A 24,498-nucleotide genomic window follows, 5' to 3' on the forward strand; every position below is an offset into this window, starting at 1 on the left:
AATTTTTGGGTAAACTGATAATTATGGAAATTCCATTTGATTTTCTGTAACGGTTTCAAACGATTCTAAAGCTAAATTTGTAAAAATACAAGCCTTTAAAAAAGTAAAAGCCCCGGAAGTTTTCTTCCATTAGACAAAAAATAATTAAAATTTAAACATCATGGAAAAGTATAATAATGAAAATTATGGTCAGACAGATCCAGATTTTATAGATCAGGAAACTCTTATTGATAATGATAATTATAAAAAAGACGAAGATCCGTATGAGCAACATTATAACGGAGAATTTATTGGCGATGTCAATCATGAGACAAATGACTATAACCGAAATGAAAACATTCCAAACGAAGAAAGAATCATTAACGAAGACGGTTTAATTACGAACGATGAAGAGAAGGATACTGAATACGTTCCAGACGACGTCGATGATCACAGTCAGAGCGAAGATGAAGAAGAGCATATAGACGACGACACGGACAAAATAGACGATTTCGATGCAGAACATTTTCCTGAAACGCATCCAAGAGAATAAGAAAATATCGATTTATGGATCTTTTAACCCAAATTATTTGGCTTTTTGTTTTGGCAGTTCCAATTGCATGTATCAGTTGGACCGTAACACATGAAGAAATATTTCGGGAACCTCGGGAATGGTGTGTCAAACACTCTAAAAATGATCGGACGTTACTGTCACGAAAAGTTTTTTATCTCTTTACCTGCGAATATTGCTTTAGCCATTATGTCACAATTGCCTGTTTATTCTTTACAGACTATAAACTTTTGTTAAATGACTGGCGCGGGTATATTTTGGCAGGATTCTCGCTGGTTTTTGTTGCAAATGTCTACATGAGTCTTTTGGCTTTGTTAAGACAAGCGATCAAAAAAGAAAAAGTAGAAATTGAAAAAATAGAAATTGAAACCGATAATGAAAAGCTATCGACGTAAAATACAAAAAGTTCAAACAAATAAATTATTATAATCATGGAAAATTTAAACTTCATAGACCCATTGTTACACGGAATAACACCAAATCCGGCATCAAAACTTTCTTTTAAGAATTTACTTTGTGCAGGTATAAGTACACTTGTTGTAGGTGCTGTATTAAAGAAAGTGGGGCACAATAAAACAGCAGCTATTGTTGGAGGTCTTGCAGTACCCTTGTTAGCCTCAGCATGCTATAAAAAACTATCAAAAATTTCAAAGGATAAAAAAGAAGCTACTGAAAGTAGTGGTATCGAGTATAATCACTAAAACTTTTGTTTCAGGTTTTTCTTGTTTCAAGTTTCAAGTTGTTGGAACGGAATATCTGATCATAAAATTAGCCACGAAAATTTATGAATACCTACGGTTATGTAGAAAATTTATGAAGGCGTGGCTATTTTTTTGTTTTAGGTTTTCTTTGTTTCAGGTTTCAAGTCTTGTTGGAACAAAATAACATACTAAAAAGTTAGCCACGAATTCACGAATTTTTTATTTACTATGATGTAAAAAAATTCGTGAATTCGTGGCTATTTTTTAACGCCCAGCAAACCTGAAACTTGAAACAAAAAAACCTGATCTCAAGCTAAATTAATATTCCCCTCTACCCAATTTAAGGCTTTATTAAAATCTATTTTTTTGAATCCGTGGAACTCTCCGGGAACGACATAACTAAATCCGTTTGTAAACGAAATAATATCTTCTGAATCTGAAATAATAGCAGCTCTTTTCCATTTGCCAAGATGTTTTATTCCAAGCAACGCATCTTCAAGCCAGGCCCCGGCCGTAAAATTTTCAAGATCAGTATCCAGCACTAATAAAAAATTAATTTCATTAGTTTGCTTTACTAAATGCTCAACAGCAGGAATGACCACACTGAGAAAATCATCTTTAGTTACCTCCGCCAATGCTCTAAAAGCGACTATATTATCAGTTGTGTCAATTTGATGTATCATGATATTCTTATTTGAATTATTATTAATTGAATGCTTTGTGAAGCTCTATCAAAAATAACAATACTCTAGTATTCCATATTATATCATTGCAATAGTATTTTATAAAATAACTATCTTTTAGAAAGGTACTAAGGTACTGAGGTACTAAGGTTCTAAGTTTTTCTCTTAGCATCTTAGAATCTTAGAACCTTAGCATCTTAGCATCTTAGAACCTCAGAACCTTAGAACCTCAGCACCTTAGTATCTTAGAACCTCAGCACCTATAAAAAACAAATGCAACTCGTACGAGTTGCATTTGTTTTTTATTTAGAAATTTTTGATTTATCTATTTCGTCGATAAAAGGAATTGAATCCTGAATTTCTCCTCGTATGGTCACTTGCAGATATTGCTCTAACTGAACAAATTTTGCAGCATTACGACCACCTACAGCTTTTTTTACTTTACTATATGTTTTGGATAATAATTTATCAGAATCTAAGTTGTTTTTCAAATTTGAATCTGTTAGTTCTGCAGCTTTTGTATCATCTAGATTATCATAACTATCTGCATAATCTTTGATTAACTGCATTTTCTTTTGTCCTAATGCTTTGCGTTGTGTTTCATATTCGTCATAAATTTTCTGAAACGCCGAGGCCTGTGGTTCAGTCAGGTTCATATATTGTTTGACTAAATCTGCTTTAGATTTACCATAAATACTCTGAATTACGGCAACATCATCAGCAAGGCTGGAACTCGTTTGTGCATAACCACCCGCAGTAATAGCTAAGACAATTAATAAAAATATTTTTTTCATGATTTTATATTGTAAGATTGAAATTTAATTAATGTCTTGTTTTTTTATTTACTAAAGTCGTAGCTTAGAGCAACTCCAAGTCCAAATTGAAATGTTGATGCATAATCACTAACTGCTACAGGACCCCAATAGTAATCCCAATAATAATCATATCCAACAGCTGCAGACATCGATTGTAAATAAGCATTAAAATTAAGTGATAATGGTGAATTGGTTTTTACTTTTACACCGGCTTTAATTTCCCAGGCAAAATAAGTTCCGCTTCCACTTTGCGGTGTTTCAAGAATAGCAATACCGGCACCAGCACCTAAATATGGCATAGCTTTAGACGCGCTTGATCCGAAATAATAGGTGTAATCTGCTAATACATAATTAATCGCCCCTTTATCATTTCCGGCATTAACCTGACCATTAGCAGGAATACCAGCCGCAGGTATAGGAAGATATGTATATAGAGGCATATGTGTATCAAGTCGGTTATATTTTAATTCAATTGATTGGTTATCAATAAAGAAATATTCCAATCCTGCACCATACTCAAAACCATCTTCTACTTTTGCATATGAGGAGTCAAATTCTACCTTATCCGAAAAGGTATAACCTCCATACAAATTAAGCAAAAACGATCCTGAACTTTGAGCTGACATTGCCAGCGAAAAGAAAAAAACTGCGAATAATAAGTGATACTTTTTCATAATGTTTGATTTTTAGTTTGATTAACTTTCTTGATTTATTAATTGTTTTTCAAAGCTAAATAGAAATAAAAATAAATTTCCGAAGTATTGCCTTTTAATGGTTTCATTTTATAATTTGAAACCAATAAAATGGATATATCATATTATTTTTTTGTCATTAAAACACAAAACAACTCTCAAAATATCTAAAAAACAAAATTGCCCTTAAAACAATAACACAAACAAAACATATCTATATACCTGATTTTCATATATTTGCAATTAAATTCTGAAGCTATCCCGCAAAAAAAAGTACGCTCTTATTAACTTTAAATCATAATTAGCATGGCAGAAGTTTACAAAGTAGTTACAGCGCTTTATGCACAAGTGTATAAAAGCATTGGAACAGACGGAAAACCAAAATCAAAGAATAACACCATTTTAATGGGGTCATTTGTTAAGATTTTACCCGAAGAAAATGGCAATTGGCAAAAAATTTATGCCTTTAGTAAAGAAGGATGGATTGATAAAAGCTGTATTGGGTTATCTCCATCCCTAAAATGTTTTTATGTGGATGTTGGTCAGGGTGATGGTGCTTTGATTGAAGTGGGAAATGATGAAAACGGATTGAAGATTATTATTGACGGTGGACCAAATGATAACTTAAGTCATTATTTGAGCAAATGGCAATACAAATATTATTTTGATCAAAATAAGAAAGTACATCTGGATTATATCTTTATCAGTCATTTTGATAAAGATCATTATCAGGGCTTAATTGATATTATCAACGATGATCATTATACCATCGGAACTATTTATCATAACGGAATTGCGAAATTCAATAACGCAAAAGTGAATTTTCCAAAGCTGGAATACAATACCGAATTAGGAAAGAAATCCAAACAGGGAAATGAATACTTTCTCGAAACTTCCTTTAGTACTTTGGCAGAATTTAATGCCTTAAAGCTAAAAGGCGGTATGCTTGATTTGCAGGAGAAGTTTCTGGCCGCAGTCAACAATGCTACTTCTCAGGGACGATTAGCCAATTTTCAGCGTCTGGATCATACCAGTGTTATTCCGCAGAAATTAATCAACAATAAAAATTTCAAAATTGAAGCTTTAGGTCCGGTGACTTCGCTAATCAATGCTAAATTGGCTTACAAATATTTTGATGATGAAGCCCATACGATAAACGGACATAGTCTTGTTTTGAAGATCACTTACGGAAATCGTTGGTTTTTATACGGAGGAGATTTAAACATTCCTGCTGAAGAGCATTTGATGGAGCATTATCAAAACACAAATCCGTTTGAAGTAGATGTAGCCAAATCATGTCACCACGGAGCATCTGAATTTACAACCGAATTTATGAATCAGGTAAATCCGTACGCGACCGTAATTTCATCAGGCGATAATGAAACCTATTCTCACCCAAGAGCCGATGCTATTGGGTGTGCCGGAAAATATACAAAATCAAAAAGACCGCTGGTTTTTTCGACAGAACTAGCCCGCTCTATTGACAGCACTAACAGAATCAAATACGGAATGATCAATTTAAGATGCGATGGAGAAAATATTATCATGGCCCAAATGAAGGAAGCTGTAAGTACTGGCAGCATTTGGGACTTATATGAAGAAGTTCATTTTAATCCGTCTATTTAAATTTAAACACTTAGAAAAAAACAAAAGCCTGTCTTTCTGGGACAGGCTTTTTGTAAAAAAATAAATAAAAATAAACTAACACAAAACTAATTGTATCCTTGATTTTGTTTGAATTCTTTAGTCACATCAATTGTCGACTGCGGAATTGGGAATACTCTTCTAAAAGGCTGTGAAGCTGCTTTTGCAGTTCCCGGTAAATCAAATTTTCCAAAACGGATCATTTGTGGTCTTCTGTACAGTTCCCAATACAATTCGAAACCTATTTCTTTATACAGTTGAGTCGCATCTAAAGAAGTAAGTGCTTTTCCCGGAGCACTTGCATACAAAGATTCTCTTTTTCTACTGGTACGTAATTTGTTTAAATCTTCCATTGCTAGTCCGTTACTTCCTTTTCTGAAATACGCCTCAGCCCTCATAGTGTAAATACCTCCTAAACGAAACAACGGAATATCAACATTACTGTTACCGTTTCCTCCTTCGGGATCAAATTCATATTTAAAAACACGCGCTCCCTGATTGATTTCGTTCTGGGCAAAAACAGCCTGAGCCGGATTTTTGAACGTTAATGATGGAGTGAAATCCATTCTGGTAGTCGTGCTTTTCTCCATAAACAATGGAGAAACTTTAATACGTCCGCCCACCATTTCTAAAGATCCTGAAGGCAATAATATTGGACCATATTGAAGTCCGGCCTGAATACCTCTGTTAAAGTGAAACCATGGTAAATTAGCACTTTTAGGTACAATATCTGTTGCAGGTACACTTACATCGGTACCATCATTCATAAACCAGGTACCATCTGCGTAGCGATAGTGTTGTTGAAATCTCGGATCATCGTGATTATCGTCCCAGGTTGCATAAAATTCCGGAGTTGTACAGGCAGCATTTGTTCCTCTGTTAGCCGCAGACGCTCTCTGATTACGCTCCATACATACATAAGCAAAACTGTTAGAACCATTACGGATGTAATCTATCTTTTGAGAAATAGCAAAAATAAGCTCCTTTCCTTTGTCATTGTCTCTCGCAAAGTTTTTGAAATAATCGCTTTCTAAACTATACTTCCCAGAATTAATTAATAATGACGTATAATAAATAACACGATCCATATCTGTTCCTCCTCCACTTACAGCAGGCTCGCTAAAATTAAAACTGGATGTTGCATTGTAACGGTCTTTAAAAACGGCACGGTTCAAATACATGGTACTTAAAAAACCATAAGCTGCTTCTTTTGTAAAACGTCCATTGTGCGTTTGTTGTTCTCCCATAGGAGCCAAATCAGGAATCAAAGCTTCAACATCTGTAATTAATTTGTCTATTTGAGTATCGGCTTTTAAAATTTGCAAAGGTGCATTCGGGTTCATTGGATCTCTGTAAGGTACTTGTCCGTACAAATCCAAAGTAGTATACATATAATAAGCTAAAAGAGCTTTGGCTTCTGCCAAAAACAATTTTTTCTCCGGTATTGAGCTTTCTTCTACAGATTGAATTGCTGTTAAGGAACGTGTGATTCCGTTTGTCAATTTGTTCCAGTTGTCACCAACAATGGCATTGTCAGATTTCCATGTAAACTCATGCATGTCTCTCCATTTTCCTCCATCTCCCCAGTCACTTCCGCGGGTTGGCAAGATAGCTTCATCTGTAGTATATTCCTGCAAAGAAAAAACGCCTCCGTGATCCACAAAAGTTCCGTCTCCTAAACGATCATAAGCGGCCGCAAGTGCACCAGCCGGATTGGAAGCATTGTTTCCCAATACTTCATCCAGAACAACTTCGTCAAGATCTGTACAGCTGGCAAACAACCAGATGAAAGAGAACAATGTGATTAATTTTATATTAAAAAATGTATTTGTCTTCATAATAATTATAATTTTAAAGTTGCTCCAAAACTGAACGTTCTGGAAGTTGGATAACTAGCATAATCAATACCTATAGATTGATTTCCTCCGTTTGATTTTGGACTGTTGATTAAAGGATCATAACCTGAGTAATTGGTAATTGTAATTAAGTTTTGTCCTGTAACATAAAGTGTCAATCCATTGATCCAGTTCATTCCTTTTAAATCGAAATTATATCCAACACGAGCCGTATTCAATCGGATGAAATCTGATTTTTCTAAGAAAAGTGTCGATAAAATTGGCGAGTTTGTAGCATTTGCACCCGACTCATAATATCCTGTAGCCACGTTTCTGTCAGAAGCTAAGTTGTTTATGTTTAATGCGTTTAACCCTGTATTATTTAATAAATACCCTCCGGTCTGACCAATGATTGAGAAAGAGAACGTAAAGTTTTTGTATCTTATATCGCTATTAAATCCGTAATAAAAAGTTGGCAAGGCTCCTTCAATAATCACCCTGTCGCTGTTGTCAATTTTTCCGTCTCCGTTTTGATCTTTAAAGACATTCGCTCCGTTTGCATCAAAACCTGTATGTTGTAACAAATAGAAAGATCCTGCAGCATAACCACTTTTGTAAATATTAGCATTTACTCCTGATTGTCCTGGCCCTGAAATGGTTCCGGTTAAAATTTCTGAAACTGGTAAATCTTCAATTTTGTTATCTAAAGTTGCACCGTTCATATCAATGCTCCAGGAGAAATCTTTTTTATCAATTAATTTAGATCCAAGCATAAACTCAAAGCCGGTATTGATTATTTTTCCGTCAATATTGGTCCAGATTGTAGTGGTTGGACTCAATGCCTGAGAAGGTACATTCAAAATGGCATCTGTTGTTGTTTTGTTGAAATAATCTAAAGTTCCGTAGAATTTGTCTTTCCAAAAACTAAAATCTAAACCAGCATTGTATTGTGTTACAACTTCCCATTTTAAATCTGGATTTGGTGTTCTGTTTACTGATACTCCGTTTACCAAATTCAAATCGTTATATAAATAATATCCGTCAGCACCTGCCAATGAATAACTTGCCTGAGTAATTTTATTCTCTACTTCCTGATTTCCGGTTTGTCCCCAGCTTAATCTTAATTTTAAATTACTAACAGCCGTTGCATTTTCTAAGAATTTTTCTTTAGAGATATTCCAACCCAAAGCAGCTGACGGAAAGTAACCGTATTTGTTATTTTCTCCAAAACGAGTTGAACCGTCCGCTCTCATCGAAGCAGTTAAAAGATATTTGTTATTGAAAGTATAATTTACTCTTCCAAAATAAGACTGCAATTCGTTTTCCTGTGCATATCCTGAAACGCCTGATTGTGTTCCTGCAAATCCAGGATTGATAGAAGGTGGCACACCAACTCCCTGATTTGTAATTCCGTCAATACTAAAACTTGTTCCTGATCTTTCAAACTTTTGATACGAAAATCCACCTAAAGCTTCAAATTTATGTTTGTCTAATAACAAATTGTAAGTCAAATAATGCTCGATCAAAGAGTTTCTTGAATCCAGATTATTCTGAACGTATTTTCCTTTAGGATTTAAATCGGTTAAGTTTGGATAAATTGTAGTATTTCTTTCTGCTGCAGAACGGTCAAAACCAATATTCAATTTATACTCCAGTCCGTCAACAATTCGCAATGATGCTTCTAAATTGGCCAAAACTCTTAATGTACGCGTCTGGTCATCATAAATACTTAATAAATAAGCTGGATTGTAATGTGCGTTCATATTAAAGTTAGTGTACTTTCCGTTGGCATCAAAAACAGATCTTGTTGGATTCGCCATTAAAGTATGAACGATCAATTGTCCGTTAGAACCTCCGTCATCACTCGTTGGAACTCCGTCATCTTTAGTTTCACTCGCTGTAAGATTCAATTTTACTTTCAGACGTTTGTTATCCAAAAATGATTCGGCTGCATTAATTCTACCCGACATACGTTTGAAATTACTGTTTCTGATAATCCCTTCCTGATTCATTTGCGCAGCAGAAGCATAATAATTTCCTGTTTCTGTTTGTTTAGAAAAAGCCAGTGAGTTATTTGTTGTAATAGCTGTTCTGTAAATTACATCCTGCCAATCTGTGTTTCCACCATGATCAAACGCCGGATCTTTAATCGCTTTTCTGTATTGGTCAGCATTTAAAACATCTAATTTATTGGCAACATTCGAAATTCCGGTATAAGAATCAAAAGTCAAAGTTCCTTCACCTTTAGATCCTTTTTTAGTCGTTACCAAAACTACCCCATTAGATCCTCTCGCACCGTAAATTGCCGCTGCCGAAGCATCTTTAAGAACAGTAATCGATTCGATATCGCTATTGTTCAAAAAGTTCAAAGGATTTTTGGCCTGCGAACTTCCAAAACCTACATTACTAGCACCAGGGCTTACATCATCATTAGACAATGGCACTCCGTCAACTACAAACAAAGGTGTACTTCCGCTTCTGATAGAACCAACTCCACGAATCGTAACATTTACGCCCGCTCCCGGCTCACCACTTGTACTCACCACACGAACACCAGCTACTTTTCCTTGTAATAATTGATCTGGAGAAGTTGAAATACCCTGTTTAAAGTTTGCTGCTTCTAATTGCGTAACAGCTCCCGTAACATCTTTTTTAGATTGTTTACCGTAACCTACAACTAAAACCTCTGCTAATTCTGCTGTATTTGGCTCCAACTGAATAGTCATAAACCCATTTTGTGCAGCCAAAGTTTTTGTTTTATAACCCATGTAAGAAACCTGGATCGTTTTACCTTCTCCAACTGTAATTTCAAATTCACCATCAAAATTGGTTACTGTAGCGTTTGAAGAACTCGTTTCCATGATCGTTGCACCAGGAATTGGCACTTTGTTTTCATCAACAATTTTTCCTTTTACCTTAATTCTGTCAACCGCTGTTTGAGTTGTCGCTTTTGGAGCAGCTGTTTTCTGAATTAAAACTAATTTTCCATTAATATTATAATTGAAATTAGCTTTTTTAGAAAGATCACTTAAAATTAGTGCAATCGATTCGTTTGTATAATTTACCGTGTAAACCGTATTATCAGCAATAATAGCTTGCCCGTAGCTAAATTTATAATCGGTTTGTTGGCTTAATTTTGAAAAAATAGAAACAAGTGTAGCTTTTTCTATTTTATTTTTTACTTTTGAATTTTCTAGGAAATTAGTTGTACTGTAACCATTTTGAATGGCCATTAACGCCATTACTAAAAAGACAATTCTTTTTAGATTTAAATAGGAAAGTTTAAAATACATGATTTAAGTTATTGGTTTTTTATCGATACTTAATTATTAATCGCAGTTGTTCTCAGCAACTGCTTTTTTGTTTTTAATCCACTTTTACTATTTCGCCATAAACTTTAAATTTTAGGTTTGTGATATAATTAATTTGTTCTAAAACATTCTCTAATGATGCGTCCTTCTTAATGAATACCGTTAAAGGCATTGCTAATACGTGTGCATTATCATACTGAAATGAAACTCCGTATTTATATTGTAAAATTGTGATAACTTGTTTAAGAGTGGTTTGATTTAGTGTGACATCGGTGTTGTACCAATTCACTAAATAGGATTTGTCTGCCAGTTGTTTGGTTAATTTTTGAGCTGTAAACAGCGCTTCTTCATTCGGAACCAGATCAACACTTTGCCCTTTTGAAGTAACATTTACTTTTCCGGTTACAACAATCACTTCACATTTTGATTTAGATAACTGAATGTGAAATGAAGTTCCAACCACTCTCGTCTTTATTTCGCCTGAAGTAATTATAAAAGGATGCTTTTTGTCTTTGGCTACTTCAAAAAATGCATTTCCTTTTAATAGCGAAACTTTTCTTTCTTCTCCTAAAAATTTTTCGGGATATTGAAATATAGAATTTGCTGCCAGATAAATTTTCGAGCCATCATTTAATTGGATAGATTTGGGGCTATCTAACGTTTTAAATGTTAATTGCTTTTCTGTTGAAAAACCTGGTTTGAAAAAAAATCCCAAACCAACAAGAAAAAGAATACTGGCAGCGGCCATGTATTTTAAATAAGGATTGAAGCTTCTCTTCTTTCCTATTCGAAGTTGAATTCCTTCATATATATGTTGAGAAACTTCATCAGGATTTCCCATCGCAGTTTCATTCCATTTTGAATTTTGATATTGGTCAAAAGCGAAATCATTTAATAGATTTTCTTCTGCTATTGAAGTTTTATTTCTCGAACTTTTATCGATTAGATGTTCTAAACTATGTTTGATTCTTTTTATCATACTATTTGTTGGTCCATGTTGGCGTAATTTTTTAACACATAGAGACATAGTTTTTTTCACTCACTAAAGGCGTTTCACTTGCTTTAAAAAACATAGCGTTTTACGTATAGCTATGTGTGAAAACTAGTTTTTTAAAATTCTCCTCTTCTAAAAGAAAAATCTATGTTTCTATGTGTTTAAACAAAAAATTGCTAATTACCCTAACAGGTTATTATTACAAGTAAGTACCAGAATCATGAAATCGTACTATCGGGAAATATTATGAAAACATCAACGGAAAGTTATCTTAAAACTTTTGATGCAAAATAATGAATGGAGCTAGCCAGGCAAGGTCTTTTAAGCCTTCTCTCAGTTGTTTTAAGGCAGAAGAAATTTGATTTTTAACCGTTTGTTTTGAAATTCCGAGTTCATCTGCAATCTGATCGATCGACATGTCCTGAAATTTGTACATCAATAAAACTTCTTTTCGTTTCTCCGGAAGTTTATCTAATAAGGAATAAAGTAAATCCATTAATTCAGGATCGATTGAAGCGAAATTATCAATAACATAATCTTCAAACTGATCTTCAAGAATGGTCTTGTCAAAGCGATTATTTTGATAATGTTTGAAAACCTGATTTTTTACGGCACGAAATAAATATGGTTCGATTGCATTAATATTCAAATCGTCTTTTCGCTCCCATAAATCAATAAAAACATCCTGAACAATGTTCTGCGCCAAGTCTTTATCCTGAGTCATCGTATACGAAAAAGCATTGAGCTTTTTCCAGTATTCGTTATACGTTTTTTCAAAAATTTCAGGATTCTTCATAGTCAATTTTGGTAGTGTTTGGTGATGTAAAATAATAAAATGTTATACCAAAGTTTTTTGTCTGAAGGTTAACTTTAAATTAAATAATGAATTTTTTTGCTGTATAAATACTACTATTTTACATCAAAAATGACAATCGGTTTGCGATTTCTTTTTCTTAAACTAACATAAAATTCAAAAACTGCTTTTAATTTAGTGCTCTCTAAAAAGTGCTCTCTTTTGATGTGTCCCCAAATCTAGTCACACTTTTTACACCCATACATCATGAAACAAATTCTGTTCACCTTATTTCTTGCCGGCGCTATAAACAGCAGCGTTCAGGCACAAAATGACAATCTAAAGATCAATCAAATTCAGGTTATTGGTTCTCATAACAGTTACCGTCACGCGATTGAAACTGATTTATACAATTTTATTCAGGCCAAAGACACAAGCCGGTCTTTAAAAGGTTTGCAGTACACTCATATTCCACTTACAGACCAATTAAATAAAGGTTTAAGAAATCTTGAAATTGATGTTCAGGCAGATACTAAAGGCGGAAAATTTGCGCATCCAAAAGGTCTGGACCTTGCAAAATCTGAAGAAGCTTATGATCCAAATGGAGAAATGAAAAAACCAGGTTTTAAAGTTTTTCATATGATCGATATTGATTTTAGAACCTCAGTATACACGCTTCAAAGTTGTCTTGCCGAATTAAAAAAATGGTCTGATGCCAATCCGGATCACGTTCCGGTTTTTATTACTTTAGAACCAAAAGATGACGACAGCTACTTAGGTACAAAAGCGGAGAAATTTACACCTGAATTGTTTGATGCTTTAGATAAAGAACTTCGCAAAGGTTTAGGAAATAAATTAATCACGCCAGACATGGTACGTGGCAAATACAAAACTTTGGAAGAAGCGGTTTTGAATAACAATTGGCCAACATTGAAAAAAGCAAAAGGCAAATTCTTATTTATTTTGGATAACAACGGAGCCAAAAGAGATTTGTATGCCTTGAATCATCCTTCTCTAAAAGGACGCGCTGTTTTCATCAATGCTGAACCAGGAAAACCAGAAGCAGCGACTTTATTCAGAAACAATTCTGAAGATCCTCAAATTGCTGATTTAGTTAAAAAAGGTTACATCATCAGAACCAGAGCCGATTCAGATACGAAAGAAGCGCGCAAAAATGATTACTCCCACTTTGAAGCAGCGAAAAATTCAGGAGCACAAATCATCACAACTGATTATTATTTACCAAGTACTTTCTTCAATTCTCCTTATCAGATAAAATATGATGACGGAACTTATGTGAGAGTTGATCCTGTTAATGGGGCTAAATAAGTTTTCAGTCTCAGTGACAGTTTTCAGTTTTGAAATGAGTAAAATTTTAACCGCAAGGTTCGCAAAGAGTTACAATCCCGATAGCTATCGGGAGCAAAGCTATAATTGACAAAGCTTTGCGAACTTTGCGTTTTCTAAAGACAATCTAAAGCAAAAAAAACTTTGCGCCCTTTGCGGTTAAATTACTTCAATCTAGTAATCACACCACTCTTCAAATCAACAGTAAAATGATCTGCCGGGACTTCATGCATGAATTTATTGAAGATGATTAAAAACAATCGCATTTGATTTTGCAAAGCTTTTTCTTTTGATGTATCCTGTTTATGATTTTCAAAAAATAGTTGAGATAAGATTTTATACTGTTTTGCTCTTTCAGTTCCAACATCTACTAAAGCCAATTCATCGGCACTTCTGAAGCGATAAAAATCAACCAATAAATCGTAGCCCGTCCAATTAAAATCTTCTTTTTTGAGTTTGTTTTCTTTTAAATATTGAGCCGATTTAATTTGTGCTTCACTCCATTCCTTTTGAAATCTTTCTTTGCTTTTCAAAACTTCATCAAAATCTTTGTCAGATTGAACGCTCACCAAAACCAATAAATCCTGCGCAGAAAGTTTTAGGAAAAAATCTTTAAAATTAGAAGGCCAATCGTCTGATAAAAAACGCAAACGAACCAGTTCTTTCAAATGAAAATCAGTGAAATCATGATAATTTTTCGTTTTTAGAATATCGATATTCCAAATGTCTTTTGTTTGCTGATTTTGCAGAAACTGATATTCCATTTTGTACAAATCAAAAAGTTCATTGTATCTTGGGACGTCGTCAATTGTGATCGTTTGAATATCGACTACATTATCTTTTTTAATCGTCAATAATTTATAAGCCGGAATATAAGCTGCTAAAGACGGCGTTTGAATATTTACCAAAGTATTTCCTTTTTCCGTAGTGCGAATGCCAGTATCATTAATATGCATATGTCCGCCAAAATGAATTTTCAATCCGGCATCTGCAAAAGTCTTCGCTACTTCTTCAACCGGAACTCTGTTTAATTGCCATTTATTTGGTCCAAGCAATTCCTTTATTTCCGCGGAAGCGTCATCATTAAAATCAATCATCGGGAAATGACTGAAAGCGATTAAAGTTTTGCCTTGTTTTTTGGCTTCCGCCGAAATTTGTTCCACCCATTTTATAAGATGTTTTTTGTTCGAAAGTACATTATTATAACCCGTACTTGCTTCTGAATAATTTTTAGGGTCTTTCGGATCACCGTCATTTTTCTTCGGAATATATACATTCCCATCAATAGCCATTAACCAAAGTCCGTCGATTGGCTCCACGACATAACTCACATCCGGAACTTCGTAACCTGGCGTAACATTATAAATCCGGTTTGATAATAAAGCGGCTTCAGAAGCTTTTTCAAAACTATAATTCTGACTGTTGTAAGTAGAAAATGGAGTCGCCCAAAACTTGTATTTTTTATTCGGATAAAAACCAAAATCTTTTAAACCGTTCGTGATTCCTAAATAACCCATTTTGGCAATATCGGCTGTTACAACTACAGGCTGTTCGGTACTTAAATTGGGCTTATAAAGGCCGTCTTTGCTATAAATGGGTTGACTTTTTCCGTCTTTTCCAAGAAAATCTTCTTTGCCTGAATCTTGCGCAAATGGCCCAACAGGATCGTGGTTTCCTGTTGTGATAAAAAATTCAATGCCGTATTTTTTGCTGTATTGATCCAGAATTTTCTGCAATCCGCGAACGTGAATGGGCTGACCGTCATCTGTGTAATCTCCGGGAAGTGCAACATATTTTATTTTTCGCTTTGCGATATCCTCCAAAGCGGCTATGAAGGCAAAATAATTTTCATTAAAAATTCGGGTTGAATGCAATTGAGAAGCCATTGTTCGAATCAAAGTATATTGTCCGGTCTTTGGATTCAGAATACCTTTATAATCATTATCTGAAAAGTTTCCGAATAGATCCTGCAAGTGTACATCAGATAAAAAAGCAATTTGCGTACCATTGAGATTCTTTGAATTTTGAGCAGAAATAGTACAATTCAACAAAATAGAGAGTAGCATTATAAAAGAGGTTTTATAAGCTGTATTTTTTAAGTTCATTAGGTTAAAATTTAAAGGATTTATGAAGTGGCGCAATCATAAAAAGAACATGCAATTTTATATCTAAAAATCTCAAATGCCTTTAACCTATTGTTATCGAATGATAATTTTTGATGTAGAACTAATTTAACGCAAAAATTTAACCGCAAAGAGCGCAAAGATTTACGCAAAGAGCGCGAAGACTTATAGTAAAGGTTTTATAAAACGTAAAGTTCGCAAAGCTTTGTCAATAAAAAGCTTTGCGAACTTTGCGTAATTCATTGCGTACCTTGCGGTTAAATTACATTTTATTCAACCTAAAATTTTAAAAGTTCTTTTAGTTCTTCATAACTATTAAAAAGTGTAGCACCTTCCTTTTCTAAATCTTCATTATTAAAACCGTTTGCAAAACCATACACTTTAAAACCACCGCTTATTCCGGCTTTCACTCCGGCTTTACTGTCTTCAACCACAATACAATCTTTAACATCAAAACCCATTTGTTTTGCTGCAAATAAAAAAATACCGGGATCAGGTTTCCAACTATCAATTTGATAAGCGCTAAATATTTTACCTTCAAATTTATCCAGTAAACCTGCCACTTCAAGATTCAGTCTAATTTTTTCAACCGGACCGCTAGAAGCGACACAATACGAAATTTTTAATTTTTCGATAAACGCGACAACACCTTCCATTGGTTTAACCTGAGTTTCAAAGGCCTCAAAGCTTCTTTCTCTATATTCAGATTCAAAGTTATCCGGAAGTTTTTTGCCGATGGAATTCTCAACATGCAAGAAACATTCTTTTAAATTTCGGCCATTAAAATTACTATAAGCATCTTCAATTTTCATTTCGAAACCGTGTTCTGCAGCCATTGAAAGCAGAATTTCATTACCTATCTTTTCTGTATCTACAAGAACGCCATCACAATCGAAGATTATACATTTAACTTCCATACTTTATTATTACTTTTTTAAATATCATTATTTTCAATAAATGTAAATTACAAAATATTTTATAAAAAGAGGTTGGGATTTAAAGAGAAGTCGAAATTTTTGAAATGATCTGAACTATAAAATCAGCCTGAGCAGGATTGATTTTTTTTAAGGCTTCTGCGGTTTGAAACCATTCGGCTTTATCTATTTCAGGAAAACTTTTCATTGTTCCTGATTTTGGTGGCCATTCCATTTCAAATTCATTACTTTTTACCAAAGCAACATCAATATCAAATTCTACTGCCCAGGCAAAAACTGTTTTTCCTGATTTAAGTTTAACCGATTCCAGTGCTATAAAATCGCCTTCCAAATCAAAACTAGTTTCTTCCCGAAACTCACGTTTTGCAGCTTCCAGAGGATCTTCATCGTCTGTAAATTCACCTTTAGGGATAGACCAGCTTTCTAAATCTTTATTTTTCCAAAATGGTCCTCCGGGATGCACCAATAAAAAATAAATAGTACAATCAATAAACTTGTAGAGTAATATGCCAGCGCTTTGTTTCATAAGAAAAGTATTGATTTCCAGCAATAAAGATACTATTTTGAAAGAAATTTAAGCACATTAAAATCTTTTAATAACCATCTGATTGTACATATTTGCTCTCATTCTGTACTTATGTTCAAAAATTGATTCGTAAATTTAGACTTTCATCAGAACAAATATAATTACTGAAATTAAACCTCCTATATTTTGAAAAAACATATTCTGTTAACCACAATCCTCGCAAGTAGCTTTGCGCTTCATTCACAAAACAAGTTCATTATAATTACCAATTCTTTAGCTGTCGAAAGAGAGTTTGAAACAGTTGAACTAACTAAGATAGCACTCGGATTATCAAATTCCGTCAAACTGGAAGAATTTGCCGTGAAAGAAAAAAACACGAATTTAGTTCTTGAAAGCCAGACTGTAGATAACGATGGCGACGGAATTATGGATGTTTTATTGTTTCAGCCGAAAATAAGTGCATCTTCCCAAAAAGAATTTGAAATTGTTTCGGCAGCGCATTCATCGGCAATAAAAAACAGCAATTGTTATTCTAGATTTGTTCCTGAAAGAACTGACGATTATGCCTGGGAAAACAATAAAGTGGCTTTTAGAACTTACGGTCCGGTGGCGCAAAAAATGGTGGAAGACAAAATTCCGGGCGGAACTTTAACCAGCGGAATCGATGCGTGGCTAAAAAGAGTTGAATATCCTATTATTGATAAATGGTACGAAAAAACCGTTTCAGGAACCGGATCTTATCATAAAGATACTGGTGAAGGTTTAGATAATTTTCAGGTTGGTCCCAGTCGTGGAATTGGCGGAATTGCAGTAAATAGTGATGGGAAATATTATTTCTCAAAGAATTTCATCAGCTGGAAAACGATCACAACCGGTCCAATCAGAACGAGTTTTATTTTAACCTATGCCGATTGGGATGCCAATGGCAACAAAATAACCGAATCGAAACTTATTAGTCTGGATTACGGAAGTTATTTATCACGATTCGAAATCACAATTGCAGGCACAAAAACCATTGCTGCCGGATTGACACTTCATGATAATAAAGGAACAATAGGAACCAATCTTAAAGAAGGCTGGCTTAGTCATTGGGAACCAATAGACGATTCTGAAATTGGGATGGGACTGGTTGCGCCAAAAAACACCTTAATCAGTTTTGACAATTATGTTACCAACGAAAAAGACTTAAGTAACCTGTACGGAAACTTAAAAGTGAAAGACAATAAAGTGGTCTATTTTGCCGGTTTTGGATGGAAAAAAGGAAGCCCGTTTCAAACGAAAACAGAATGGGAAACGTATTTGAGTTCTTTTGCTAAAAAGGTAAATAATCCGCTTATTGTTAAGGTGAAGAAATAGTTTATTTCACGCAGATTTTGACCGATTTAAGCAGATAGGTGCAGATTTTAGTTTTATCAAATTGCAGATAAAATAAAAATCATTTTTAATCTGCTTAAATCTGCCAAAATCTGCGTGAAACACTTTTACTTTCTCGCCGGAAAATAATTCTCTTTCAGAATAATTTCCAACGGAATATAATGAGTGCTTTCTACTTTTTCTTGTAAAACCAATTTCTTGTACAAATGATTCACCGCCATATAACCTTGTTCTTCAGGTCTTTGGTTAATCAGAAAATCAATTATTCCTTTGTTTAAATATTCTATATTTTCTTTTAATAAATCGTAACCAATAATTCGGACACCTTTAATATGATTCTGTTCTAAAAACCGTGCTACAATATAAGCTCTCGAATTCGGTACAAAAACGCTGTTTATTCCGGCAAACATTTCCAGGCATAACTGATCAATCCCGGAATCTTTGATGGTAACTTCTGAAAATTTAAAATTGGTCAATTCATGATGATCTTTAAAAAAAGAATAAAAACCGTCAATGCGTTGCAGGTAAACTGAAGTGCTTTCTATTTCACGGGTAATTTTGAAAATCAGAACCTGTCTTTCATTATTTACGGCAAAGCTAATCAGTCTTCCGGCCAGATAACCGCTCTGAAAAGCATCCTGCCCTACATAGGCATGTTCTGCATCACTTGAAATATTAGAATCGATCATAACAACCGGAATGTTTTTCTTTTCATACTCATTTAAAAACCGAACCGATTCTTCATAAAAAATAGGAGCAAATAATAAGCCGTCACAATCAAAATTCAAAACTTTTTCAACTGATTCCTTAAAAGAAGCAACATTAAAATCATAGAAAAAATAGTCCAGTACAACGCCGAATTTCCCAAACTCGACAGCAGCCTTTTCAATTCCGATAATTTGACTTTTCCAATATTCTATATTTTCATATTTAGGCAGGAAAACAGCAAAACGAAACTTTTTATTTAATGCCAGATTACTCGCCAAAATATTACGCTTATAACCGTATTGTTCGATAATAGCATTTACTTTATCAACATTTTCCTGCGCTACCTGTCCTCGATTATGAATAATTCTATCCACAGTTCCGGGTGAAACATTGGCTAATGCTGCTATTTTTTTAATTGTTATGATATTCTTACTTTTTAAGTTAAAACGATTTTGAAACTGCGTAAAATTATTTTTTTTAGGTAAAGATAAGTTGTTTTACTTAACTTTTTATATACATTTGTAAAAGCCCGTGTGCGTACACGTAAAATTACATAATTTACATACAAAACAATAATTTGTTTGCATATTAAAATAAATACCCTCACAAAAAAACCAAATAGAAAATTTAAAATATGATTATAGATGTTTTAAGTAATGCGGGAAAATATTCCGGCTTACATCCCAATTTCAAAAAAGCCTTCGATTATTTAAGTCAAAATGATTTAATAAATCTTGAAGATGGTGCATTTGAAATTGCAGAAGGTTTAAAAGTAATCGTGATTTCCGGAGAAGGAACTACCAGAGAAGAAAGTATCAAAGGTTTTGAATGTCATGATCAGAATATCGATATTCAGATTTCACTTAAAGGACCTGAAACTTTTGCATGGAAACCGAGAGAGAAATGTGTAAGTCCAAATGGTGAATACAGCGAAGAACGAGATGTTCGTTTTTTCCATGACAAACCGGATATGTATTTTGAATTGCAGGAAGGACAGTTTGCTATTTTATTCCCTACAGATGTTCACGCTGCCATGATTGGCGAAGGGATGTTAAAGAAAATTGTAATTAAGGTAAAGATTTAAAAAAATTCAAATCTTTTAAATTCCAATAAAAAAAGAAATTCCAAATTCCAATTTTTTAAACTTGAAGTTGGAATTTGGAATTTTAAAATTTGAATTTTATTTTAAAGTTTGGGATTTAAAATTTGGAATTTGTCCTAAAAACTAAACCTTAAATTTAAGCCTATTGGTACTTAAAAATATATAATCATAAAAATCAAACATGAATTCAATATTTAATCTTGAAGGAAAAATTGCTCTTATTACCGGTGGCGCGGGTGTGTTGGGAAGCAATTTTGCAAACGTATTAGCCAAACAAGGTGTAATCGTCGGAATTGTATCTCAATCTATTGAAAAAGCCAATAAAACGGTAGCTGCTATAGAAAGCAATGGCGGAAAAGCTTTTGCTGTTCAGGCCAATGTTTTAAACAAAGAAGAACTGGAAAAAGCCAAAGATCTTATTGTTGAAAAATATGGTCGTCTTGATATTTTGATCAATGCTGCAGGAGGAAATATGCCGGGAGCAACGATACAACCTGATCAGGCGATTTATGACATGAAAACAAATGATTTACAGCAAGTAGTCGATTTGAATATCATTGGAACTATGCTTCCGTCACAAGTTTTTTCTGAACTTTTTGCAAAACAAAAAGAAGGAAATATTATCAATATTTCGTCAACATCTGCACAAAGACCTTTAACAAGAGTGGTTGGTTATTCGGCTGCAAAAGCGGCGATTGACAATTTCACCAAATGGATATCGGTTGAACTGGCTTCTAAATATGGAGAAGGAATTCGTGTAAACGCCATTTCGCCAGGCTTTTTTATTGGAGAACAAAACAGAGCATTGTTGTTAACTCCGGACGGTAACTTAACACCAAGAGGTGAAAAAATTATCGATCATACTCCTATGGGAAGATTTGGAAAACCGGAAGATATTGACGGCGCGCTTTTATTTTTATGCAGCGACATGTCTAAGTTTGTCACTGGAACAATAATAGTTGTCGACGGTGGATTTGCCGCTACAAGTATTTAAAATTGAATTAGCTGGAAATGTTCTTATGAAAATGATTGCCCTAGCCCCGATAGAAGTGGAAATCCTTTTATTCTGGGGTTCAGAATAAAAGATTACTTCACTTAATTTTTATTTTAATTGGAGTTCAGTGAACTTCGTCTACAACGGATAGCGGGAATTAGCTCCTGAAAAAAATAATAAATACCTACAACGTTTCGAAAACCTTGCAGGAATGATAAAAAACAAATAAAATGGAACAAACATTAAGATGGTTCGGACCAAATGATCCGGTTTCTTTACAAGATATTAAACAAACTGGTGCTACCGGAATTGTTACAGCATTACACCATATTCCGAACGGACAAGTATGGGAAATTGAAGAAATCATCAAAAGAAAAGTCGAAATTGAACACGAAAACGGAGATCCTAAAAAAGGTGCTTCTGGCTTGACATGGTCAGTTGTAGAAAGTATTCCCGTTCACGAAGACATCAAAAAACAAACAGGAAATTATCTTCAATACATTGAAAATTATAAAGAAAGTATTTTAAATCTGGCATTATGCGGAATAAAATGCGTTTGCTATAATTTCATGCCGGTTCTGGATTGGTCAAGAACTGATTTATCTTTTGAAGTAAAAGACGGATCAAAAGCTTTGCGCTTTGATATTAATGCTTTTGCGGCCTTTGAATTGTTTATTTTGAAAAGACCGGGAGCTGAAAAAGAATATTCAGCAGAACAAATTGAAAAAGCGTCGAAATACTTTGAAGCAATGACTGATGCTGATAAAGTAAAATTACAGCAAAACATTTTAGCAGGACTTCCTGGTGCTGAAGAAGCGTATTCTGTAGAGGATTTTCTGGTCACTTTAAGCGGATACAATCATATTGACAGACAAGCTTTAAAAGAAAATCTCTTTTTCTTCCTGAAAGAAATTATTCCGGTTGCGGAGAGTAAAGGTGTTTTGATGGCCATTCATCCAGACGATCCTCCCTACCCTATTTTAGGTTTACCGAGAGTTGTGAGTACAGAAGAAGATTTAATGGAATTGATGAATGCTGCTCCTTCTAAATCAAACGGATTTACCATGTGTACGGGTTCGTACGGTGTTAGAGCGGATAATGATTTACCTGGAATCGTAAGACGCCACGGTGATAAAATGAACTTTATTCATTTAAGAAGCACGCAAAGAGATGCAGAAGGAAGTTTCTACGAAGCCAATCATCTGGAAGGCGATGTTGATATGTATGAAGTGGTAAAAGCCATTATCGAAGTCGAAAAAAGAAATAACAGTACGTTGCCAATGCGTCCGGATCACGGGCACCAAATGCTGGACGATTTGAATAAAAAAACAAATCCGGGTTACTCAGCAATCGGGCGTTTAAGAGGTTTAGCCGAATTACGAGGGCTTGAAATGGGGATTATACGAACTGTTTAAATTTTTGCCACTAAGGCACTAAGACACGAAGTTTTTTTAAGCCACAGATTAAAAGATTAAAATACTTATTTCACGCAGATTTAAAAAGATTTAAGCAGATGTGCGCAGATTATTATTTGCTACAGTTATTTAATTAAATCTGCTCAAATCTGCAAAATCTGCGAGAAACAAAAAACTTTGAGCCTTAGTGCCTTCGTGGCAGATCACAAACTAACTAACCAAAATAACCACAAAACCATGAAGCGTCAAACCATTATTATTTGTTGCAGTCTTTTTGTAAATAGTATTTTAATGGCGCAACAAACACCAAAAATACTTACCGATTCAAAAGCAAATTATCTGCCTGATTTTAGTTATGCTGGCTATCATTTCGGCGAAAGCCAAATTCCGGAAGTAACAGGGAAAATTATTAACGCTACAGATTTTGGCGTAAAAGCAAATGATGCTTTAGACGATTCTAAAGCTTTATTGAAAGCCATAAAAGCAGCAACTTCTACAGAAGGAAATGTAATTCTGCAATTGCCTGCGGGTCGCATTATTCTAAGTGATATTTTATACATCGAAAGAAGTAATTTCGTTCTTCGGGGTACTGGTTCCGGAGAAAACGGCACCGAAATTTATTGCCCAAGACCGATGATGTATCTTAAAAATCCGGAATCGCTTGCAGAACTTCGTGAATACCTGACCACTTTTGATAAAAGACAACGGGAAGCCGAAAATAATATTGACTTGTCTTTTTCGCAATATGCCTGGTCTGGTGGTTTTATCTGGACGCAGGTTCCTGGTGAACGTGTGAAATCTTATCTGGATAAATACGAACCAATTCCCAATGTATTGGCAAAAGTGAGTTCGGGAAATATGGGCGAACATGTCATTACTGTTTCTGCCGTAAAAGGATTGAAAGTTGGCGATATAGTCGAACTTCAATTATTTAATAAAGATGGCGAAAATGGCGAAATCATTAAAGATTTATATAAAGGAGCTTCTGTAAAACCGGGATCGCATCACTGGAACTTTCCAAAATTGCCAATCGTGAGACAACAAGTTGAAATCACTAAAATTTCAAACTCAAAAATTACGATCAAAACTCCTTTGACTATTGCTGTAAAACCAAGTTATCAGGCGCAACTGGTGGAGTGGAAACATTTAGAGGAAGTAGGCATTGAACACATTCGTTTTACATTTCCTGATATTCCGAGAGTCGCACATCATGTTGAACCAGGAAATAACGCGATCTTTTTAACACGTTTATTTAATAGTTGGGTTAAAGATATAGTCATTACAAATTCAGACAGCGGAATTTTAGCAGAAGAAGATGCCAACGTTACGATTCAGGATATTGTGACTGATGGACCGCATATGGCACATTATACCGTAACTTTAGGAGGCGTACATACTATTTTAGTAAAGAACCTTAAAATTTACAACAAAACAGTTCATCCTTTGAGCTTCAATACGTTTGCTACTAAAAATGTGTATCAGAATTGCGAAATTTTTACTCAACCTTTATTAGATCAGCATTCGGGGGCGAATCATCAAAATTTATTCGACCATATCACCGTGCATATCAATCCGGATAAAAACAATAGTTATCTGTTATTTGGCGGCGGCGGTGCTGATTATTGGAAACCGTCACACGGGCCTTTCAGTACGTTTTGGAATCTGAATGTTCAGGTCGAAAAAGTAGTTGATAGTGCTAAACCGATTTTATTATACGGCATGAAAGATGGTCCATTTGCGAGAATCATTGGCGTAAACGGTAACGCAGAATTTGAAGTTAAATATGAACCTGATGCCTATATTGAATTTCTAAATACATCGCTGGATAAAGTGCCGTCATTGTATGATTATCAATTGCAAAAGCGCTTGAAATAAAATGTTTTTGCCACAGATTTCACAGATTAGAAAGATTACTTTATTTAACAAAATAGCCACGACCCGAGCGATAGTGAACAG

The 24,498-nt window shown here is 34.5% G+C and carries 21 protein-coding genes; 10 read left to right on the forward strand and 11 right to left on the reverse strand.

Features of this window, described 5'->3' with window-relative positions; genetic code table 11:
• The first annotated feature begins 160 nt into the window (after positions 1-160).
• The 3 genes from B0A65_RS18855 to B0A65_RS18865 are packed head-to-tail and all read left to right on the forward strand — an operon-like array spanning position 161 to position 1,251.
• A complete protein-coding gene (locus B0A65_RS18855) occupies positions 161-532 on the forward strand; it encodes a hypothetical protein (RefSeq protein ID WP_074663530.1) in 372 nt (123 codons plus the stop codon).
• Between the two features lie 14 nt (positions 533-546).
• The gene (locus B0A65_RS18860) at positions 547-945 is read left to right on the forward strand and encodes a hypothetical protein (RefSeq protein WP_074663526.1); all 399 of its coding nucleotides are present in this window, start codon (positions 547-549) and stop codon (positions 943-945) included.
• A 36-nt stretch (positions 946-981) separates the two neighbouring features.
• Positions 982-1,251 carry a hypothetical protein gene (locus B0A65_RS18865; protein ID WP_074663522.1) on the forward strand — a complete coding sequence of 90 codons (270 nt, stop codon included), beginning with the start codon at positions 982-984 and terminating at the stop codon, positions 1,249-1,251.
• Between the two features lie 308 nt (positions 1,252-1,559).
• On the opposite strand, the gene B0A65_RS18870 is transcribed toward B0A65_RS18865, so the two are convergent.
• The 3 genes from B0A65_RS18870 to B0A65_RS18880 all read right to left on the reverse strand — a co-directional run bounded on the left by B0A65_RS18870 (position 1,560) and on the right by B0A65_RS18880 (position 3,423).
• Entirely contained in the window at positions 1,560-1,934 is a 375-nt protein-coding gene (locus B0A65_RS18870) for a SpoIIAA family protein (RefSeq protein ID WP_074663519.1), read from the reverse strand.
• Positions 1,935-2,236: 302 nt separating this feature from the next.
• Positions 2,237-2,728: a hypothetical protein gene (locus B0A65_RS18875; protein WP_074663516.1), complete on the reverse strand. Its 492-nt coding sequence runs from the start codon at positions 2,726-2,728 to the stop codon at positions 2,237-2,239.
• A gap of 44 nt (positions 2,729-2,772) precedes the next feature.
• Positions 2,773-3,423: an outer membrane beta-barrel protein gene (locus B0A65_RS18880; protein WP_074663513.1), complete on the reverse strand. Its 651-nt coding sequence runs from the start codon at positions 3,421-3,423 to the stop codon at positions 2,773-2,775.
• Positions 3,424-3,747: 324 nt separating this feature from the next.
• Between B0A65_RS18880 and B0A65_RS18885 the strand changes: the two genes are divergently transcribed.
• The gene (locus B0A65_RS18885; protein WP_074663509.1) at positions 3,748-5,067 is read left to right on the forward strand and encodes a hypothetical protein; all 1,320 of its coding nucleotides are present in this window, start codon (positions 3,748-3,750) and stop codon (positions 5,065-5,067) included.
• 86 nt (positions 5,068-5,153) lie between these two features.
• On the opposite strand, the gene B0A65_RS18890 is transcribed toward B0A65_RS18885, so the two are convergent.
• The 4 genes from B0A65_RS18890 to B0A65_RS18905 form a co-directional block, all read right to left on the reverse strand.
• Positions 5,154-6,923, reverse strand: a complete 1,770-nt coding sequence (locus B0A65_RS18890; protein WP_074663506.1) for a RagB/SusD family nutrient uptake outer membrane protein — start codon at positions 6,921-6,923, stop codon at positions 5,154-5,156.
• 5 nt (positions 6,924-6,928) lie between these two features.
• A complete protein-coding gene (locus tag B0A65_RS18895) occupies positions 6,929-10,213 on the reverse strand; it encodes a SusC/RagA family TonB-linked outer membrane protein (protein WP_074663502.1) in 3,285 nt (1,094 codons plus the stop codon).
• A 73-nt stretch (positions 10,214-10,286) separates the two neighbouring features.
• Complete coding sequence (locus B0A65_RS18900; protein WP_074663499.1) at positions 10,287-11,210, reverse strand: FecR family protein; 924 nt, start codon at positions 11,208-11,210, stop codon at positions 10,287-10,289.
• Positions 11,211-11,496: 286 nt separating this feature from the next.
• Entirely contained in the window at positions 11,497-12,021 is a 525-nt protein-coding gene (locus tag B0A65_RS18905) for an RNA polymerase sigma-70 factor (RefSeq protein ID WP_074663495.1), read from the reverse strand.
• A 264-nt stretch (positions 12,022-12,285) separates the two neighbouring features.
• Here B0A65_RS18905 and B0A65_RS18910 point away from each other — a divergent pair, with 264 nt between their 5' ends.
• Positions 12,286-13,347: a phosphatidylinositol-specific phospholipase C1-like protein gene (locus tag B0A65_RS18910; RefSeq protein ID WP_074663492.1), complete on the forward strand. Its 1,062-nt coding sequence runs from the start codon at positions 12,286-12,288 to the stop codon at positions 13,345-13,347.
• A 182-nt stretch (positions 13,348-13,529) separates the two neighbouring features.
• Here B0A65_RS18910 and B0A65_RS18915 read toward each other — a convergent pair whose 3' ends face one another.
• From B0A65_RS18915 to B0A65_RS18925, 3 genes are all read right to left on the reverse strand, one after another.
• On the reverse strand, positions 13,530-15,470 hold the full coding sequence (locus tag B0A65_RS18915) for a metallophosphoesterase family protein (RefSeq protein ID WP_074663488.1): 1,941 nt from the start codon (positions 15,468-15,470) through the stop codon (positions 13,530-13,532).
• Positions 15,471-15,766: 296 nt separating this feature from the next.
• On the reverse strand, positions 15,767-16,405 hold the full coding sequence (locus B0A65_RS18920; RefSeq protein WP_074663484.1) for an HAD family hydrolase: 639 nt from the start codon (positions 16,403-16,405) through the stop codon (positions 15,767-15,769).
• A gap of 79 nt (positions 16,406-16,484) precedes the next feature.
• Positions 16,485-16,949: an NUDIX domain-containing protein gene (locus B0A65_RS18925; RefSeq protein ID WP_074663480.1), complete on the reverse strand. Its 465-nt coding sequence runs from the start codon at positions 16,947-16,949 to the stop codon at positions 16,485-16,487.
• Between the two features lie 186 nt (positions 16,950-17,135).
• On the opposite strand from B0A65_RS18925, the gene B0A65_RS18930 reads away from it, so the two are divergent.
• Positions 17,136-18,305, forward strand: coding sequence for a DUF4861 family protein (locus B0A65_RS18930; RefSeq protein WP_074663477.1), 1,170 nt, complete (start codon positions 17,136-17,138; stop codon positions 18,303-18,305).
• Between the two features lie 125 nt (positions 18,306-18,430).
• Here B0A65_RS18930 and B0A65_RS18935 read toward each other — a convergent pair whose 3' ends face one another.
• A complete protein-coding gene (locus B0A65_RS18935) occupies positions 18,431-19,456 on the reverse strand; it encodes a LacI family DNA-binding transcriptional regulator (RefSeq protein WP_074663473.1) in 1,026 nt (341 codons plus the stop codon).
• Between the two features lie 209 nt (positions 19,457-19,665).
• On the opposite strand from B0A65_RS18935, the gene B0A65_RS18940 reads away from it, so the two are divergent.
• From B0A65_RS18940 to B0A65_RS18955, 4 genes are all read left to right on the forward strand, one after another.
• A complete protein-coding gene (locus B0A65_RS18940; protein WP_074663470.1) occupies positions 19,666-20,115 on the forward strand; it encodes a YhcH/YjgK/YiaL family protein in 450 nt (149 codons plus the stop codon).
• Between the two features lie 199 nt (positions 20,116-20,314).
• The gene (locus tag B0A65_RS18945) at positions 20,315-21,127 is read left to right on the forward strand and encodes an SDR family oxidoreductase (protein WP_074663466.1); all 813 of its coding nucleotides are present in this window, start codon (positions 20,315-20,317) and stop codon (positions 21,125-21,127) included.
• Positions 21,128-21,357: 230 nt separating this feature from the next.
• Positions 21,358-22,542 (forward strand): mannonate dehydratase, encoded by a 1,185-nt coding sequence (uxuA, locus tag B0A65_RS18950; protein ID WP_074663463.1) that lies wholly within the window; start codon positions 21,358-21,360, stop codon positions 22,540-22,542.
• Between the two features lie 237 nt (positions 22,543-22,779).
• A complete protein-coding gene (locus B0A65_RS18955; RefSeq protein WP_074663537.1) occupies positions 22,780-24,417 on the forward strand; it encodes a glycoside hydrolase family protein in 1,638 nt (545 codons plus the stop codon).
• Positions 24,418-24,498: the final 81 nt, after the last annotated feature.

Source organism: Flavobacterium frigidimaris (assembly GCF_002217275.1).
Taxonomy (GTDB): domain Bacteria; phylum Bacteroidota; class Bacteroidia; order Flavobacteriales; family Flavobacteriaceae; genus Flavobacterium; species Flavobacterium aquidurense.

Excerpts from the sequence above, each read along its gene's own strand:
- B0A65_RS18925 (WP_074663480.1), bottom strand. The coding sequence starts at position 16,949 with ATGAAACAAAGCGCTGGCATATTACTCTACAAGTTTATTGATTGTACT.
- B0A65_RS18865 (WP_074663522.1), top strand. The coding sequence starts at position 982 with ATGGAAAATTTAAACTTCATAGACCCATTGTTACACGGAATAACACCA.
- B0A65_RS18915 (WP_074663488.1), bottom strand. The coding sequence starts at position 15,470 with ATGAACTTAAAAAATACAGCTTATAAAACCTCTTTTATAATGCTACTC.
- B0A65_RS18855 (WP_074663530.1), top strand. The coding sequence starts at position 161 with ATGGAAAAGTATAATAATGAAAATTATGGTCAGACAGATCCAGATTTT.
- B0A65_RS18870 (WP_074663519.1), bottom strand. The coding sequence starts at position 1,934 with ATGATACATCAAATTGACACAACTGATAATATAGTCGCTTTTAGAGCA.
- B0A65_RS18920 (WP_074663484.1), bottom strand. The coding sequence starts at position 16,405 with ATGGAAGTTAAATGTATAATCTTCGATTGTGATGGCGTTCTTGTAGAT.
- B0A65_RS18940 (WP_074663470.1), top strand. The coding sequence starts at position 19,666 with ATGATTATAGATGTTTTAAGTAATGCGGGAAAATATTCCGGCTTACAT.
- B0A65_RS18955 (WP_074663537.1), top strand. The coding sequence starts at position 22,780 with ATGAAGCGTCAAACCATTATTATTTGTTGCAGTCTTTTTGTAAATAGT.
- B0A65_RS18860 (WP_074663526.1), top strand. The coding sequence starts at position 547 with ATGGATCTTTTAACCCAAATTATTTGGCTTTTTGTTTTGGCAGTTCCA.
- B0A65_RS18875 (WP_074663516.1), bottom strand. The coding sequence starts at position 2,728 with ATGAAAAAAATATTTTTATTAATTGTCTTAGCTATTACTGCGGGTGGT.
- B0A65_RS18880 (WP_074663513.1), bottom strand. The coding sequence starts at position 3,423 with ATGAAAAAGTATCACTTATTATTCGCAGTTTTTTTCTTTTCGCTGGCA.
- B0A65_RS18905 (WP_074663495.1), bottom strand. The coding sequence starts at position 12,021 with ATGAAGAATCCTGAAATTTTTGAAAAAACGTATAACGAATACTGGAAA.
- B0A65_RS18945 (WP_074663466.1), top strand. The coding sequence starts at position 20,315 with ATGAATTCAATATTTAATCTTGAAGGAAAAATTGCTCTTATTACCGGT.
- uxuA (WP_074663463.1), top strand. The coding sequence starts at position 21,358 with ATGGAACAAACATTAAGATGGTTCGGACCAAATGATCCGGTTTCTTTA.
- B0A65_RS18885 (WP_074663509.1), top strand. The coding sequence starts at position 3,748 with ATGGCAGAAGTTTACAAAGTAGTTACAGCGCTTTATGCACAAGTGTAT.
- B0A65_RS18895 (WP_074663502.1), bottom strand. The coding sequence starts at position 10,213 with ATGTATTTTAAACTTTCCTATTTAAATCTAAAAAGAATTGTCTTTTTA.
- B0A65_RS18910 (WP_074663492.1), top strand. The coding sequence starts at position 12,286 with ATGAAACAAATTCTGTTCACCTTATTTCTTGCCGGCGCTATAAACAGC.
- B0A65_RS18890 (WP_074663506.1), bottom strand. The coding sequence starts at position 6,923 with ATGAAGACAAATACATTTTTTAATATAAAATTAATCACATTGTTCTCT.
- B0A65_RS18900 (WP_074663499.1), bottom strand. The coding sequence starts at position 11,210 with ATGATAAAAAGAATCAAACATAGTTTAGAACATCTAATCGATAAAAGT.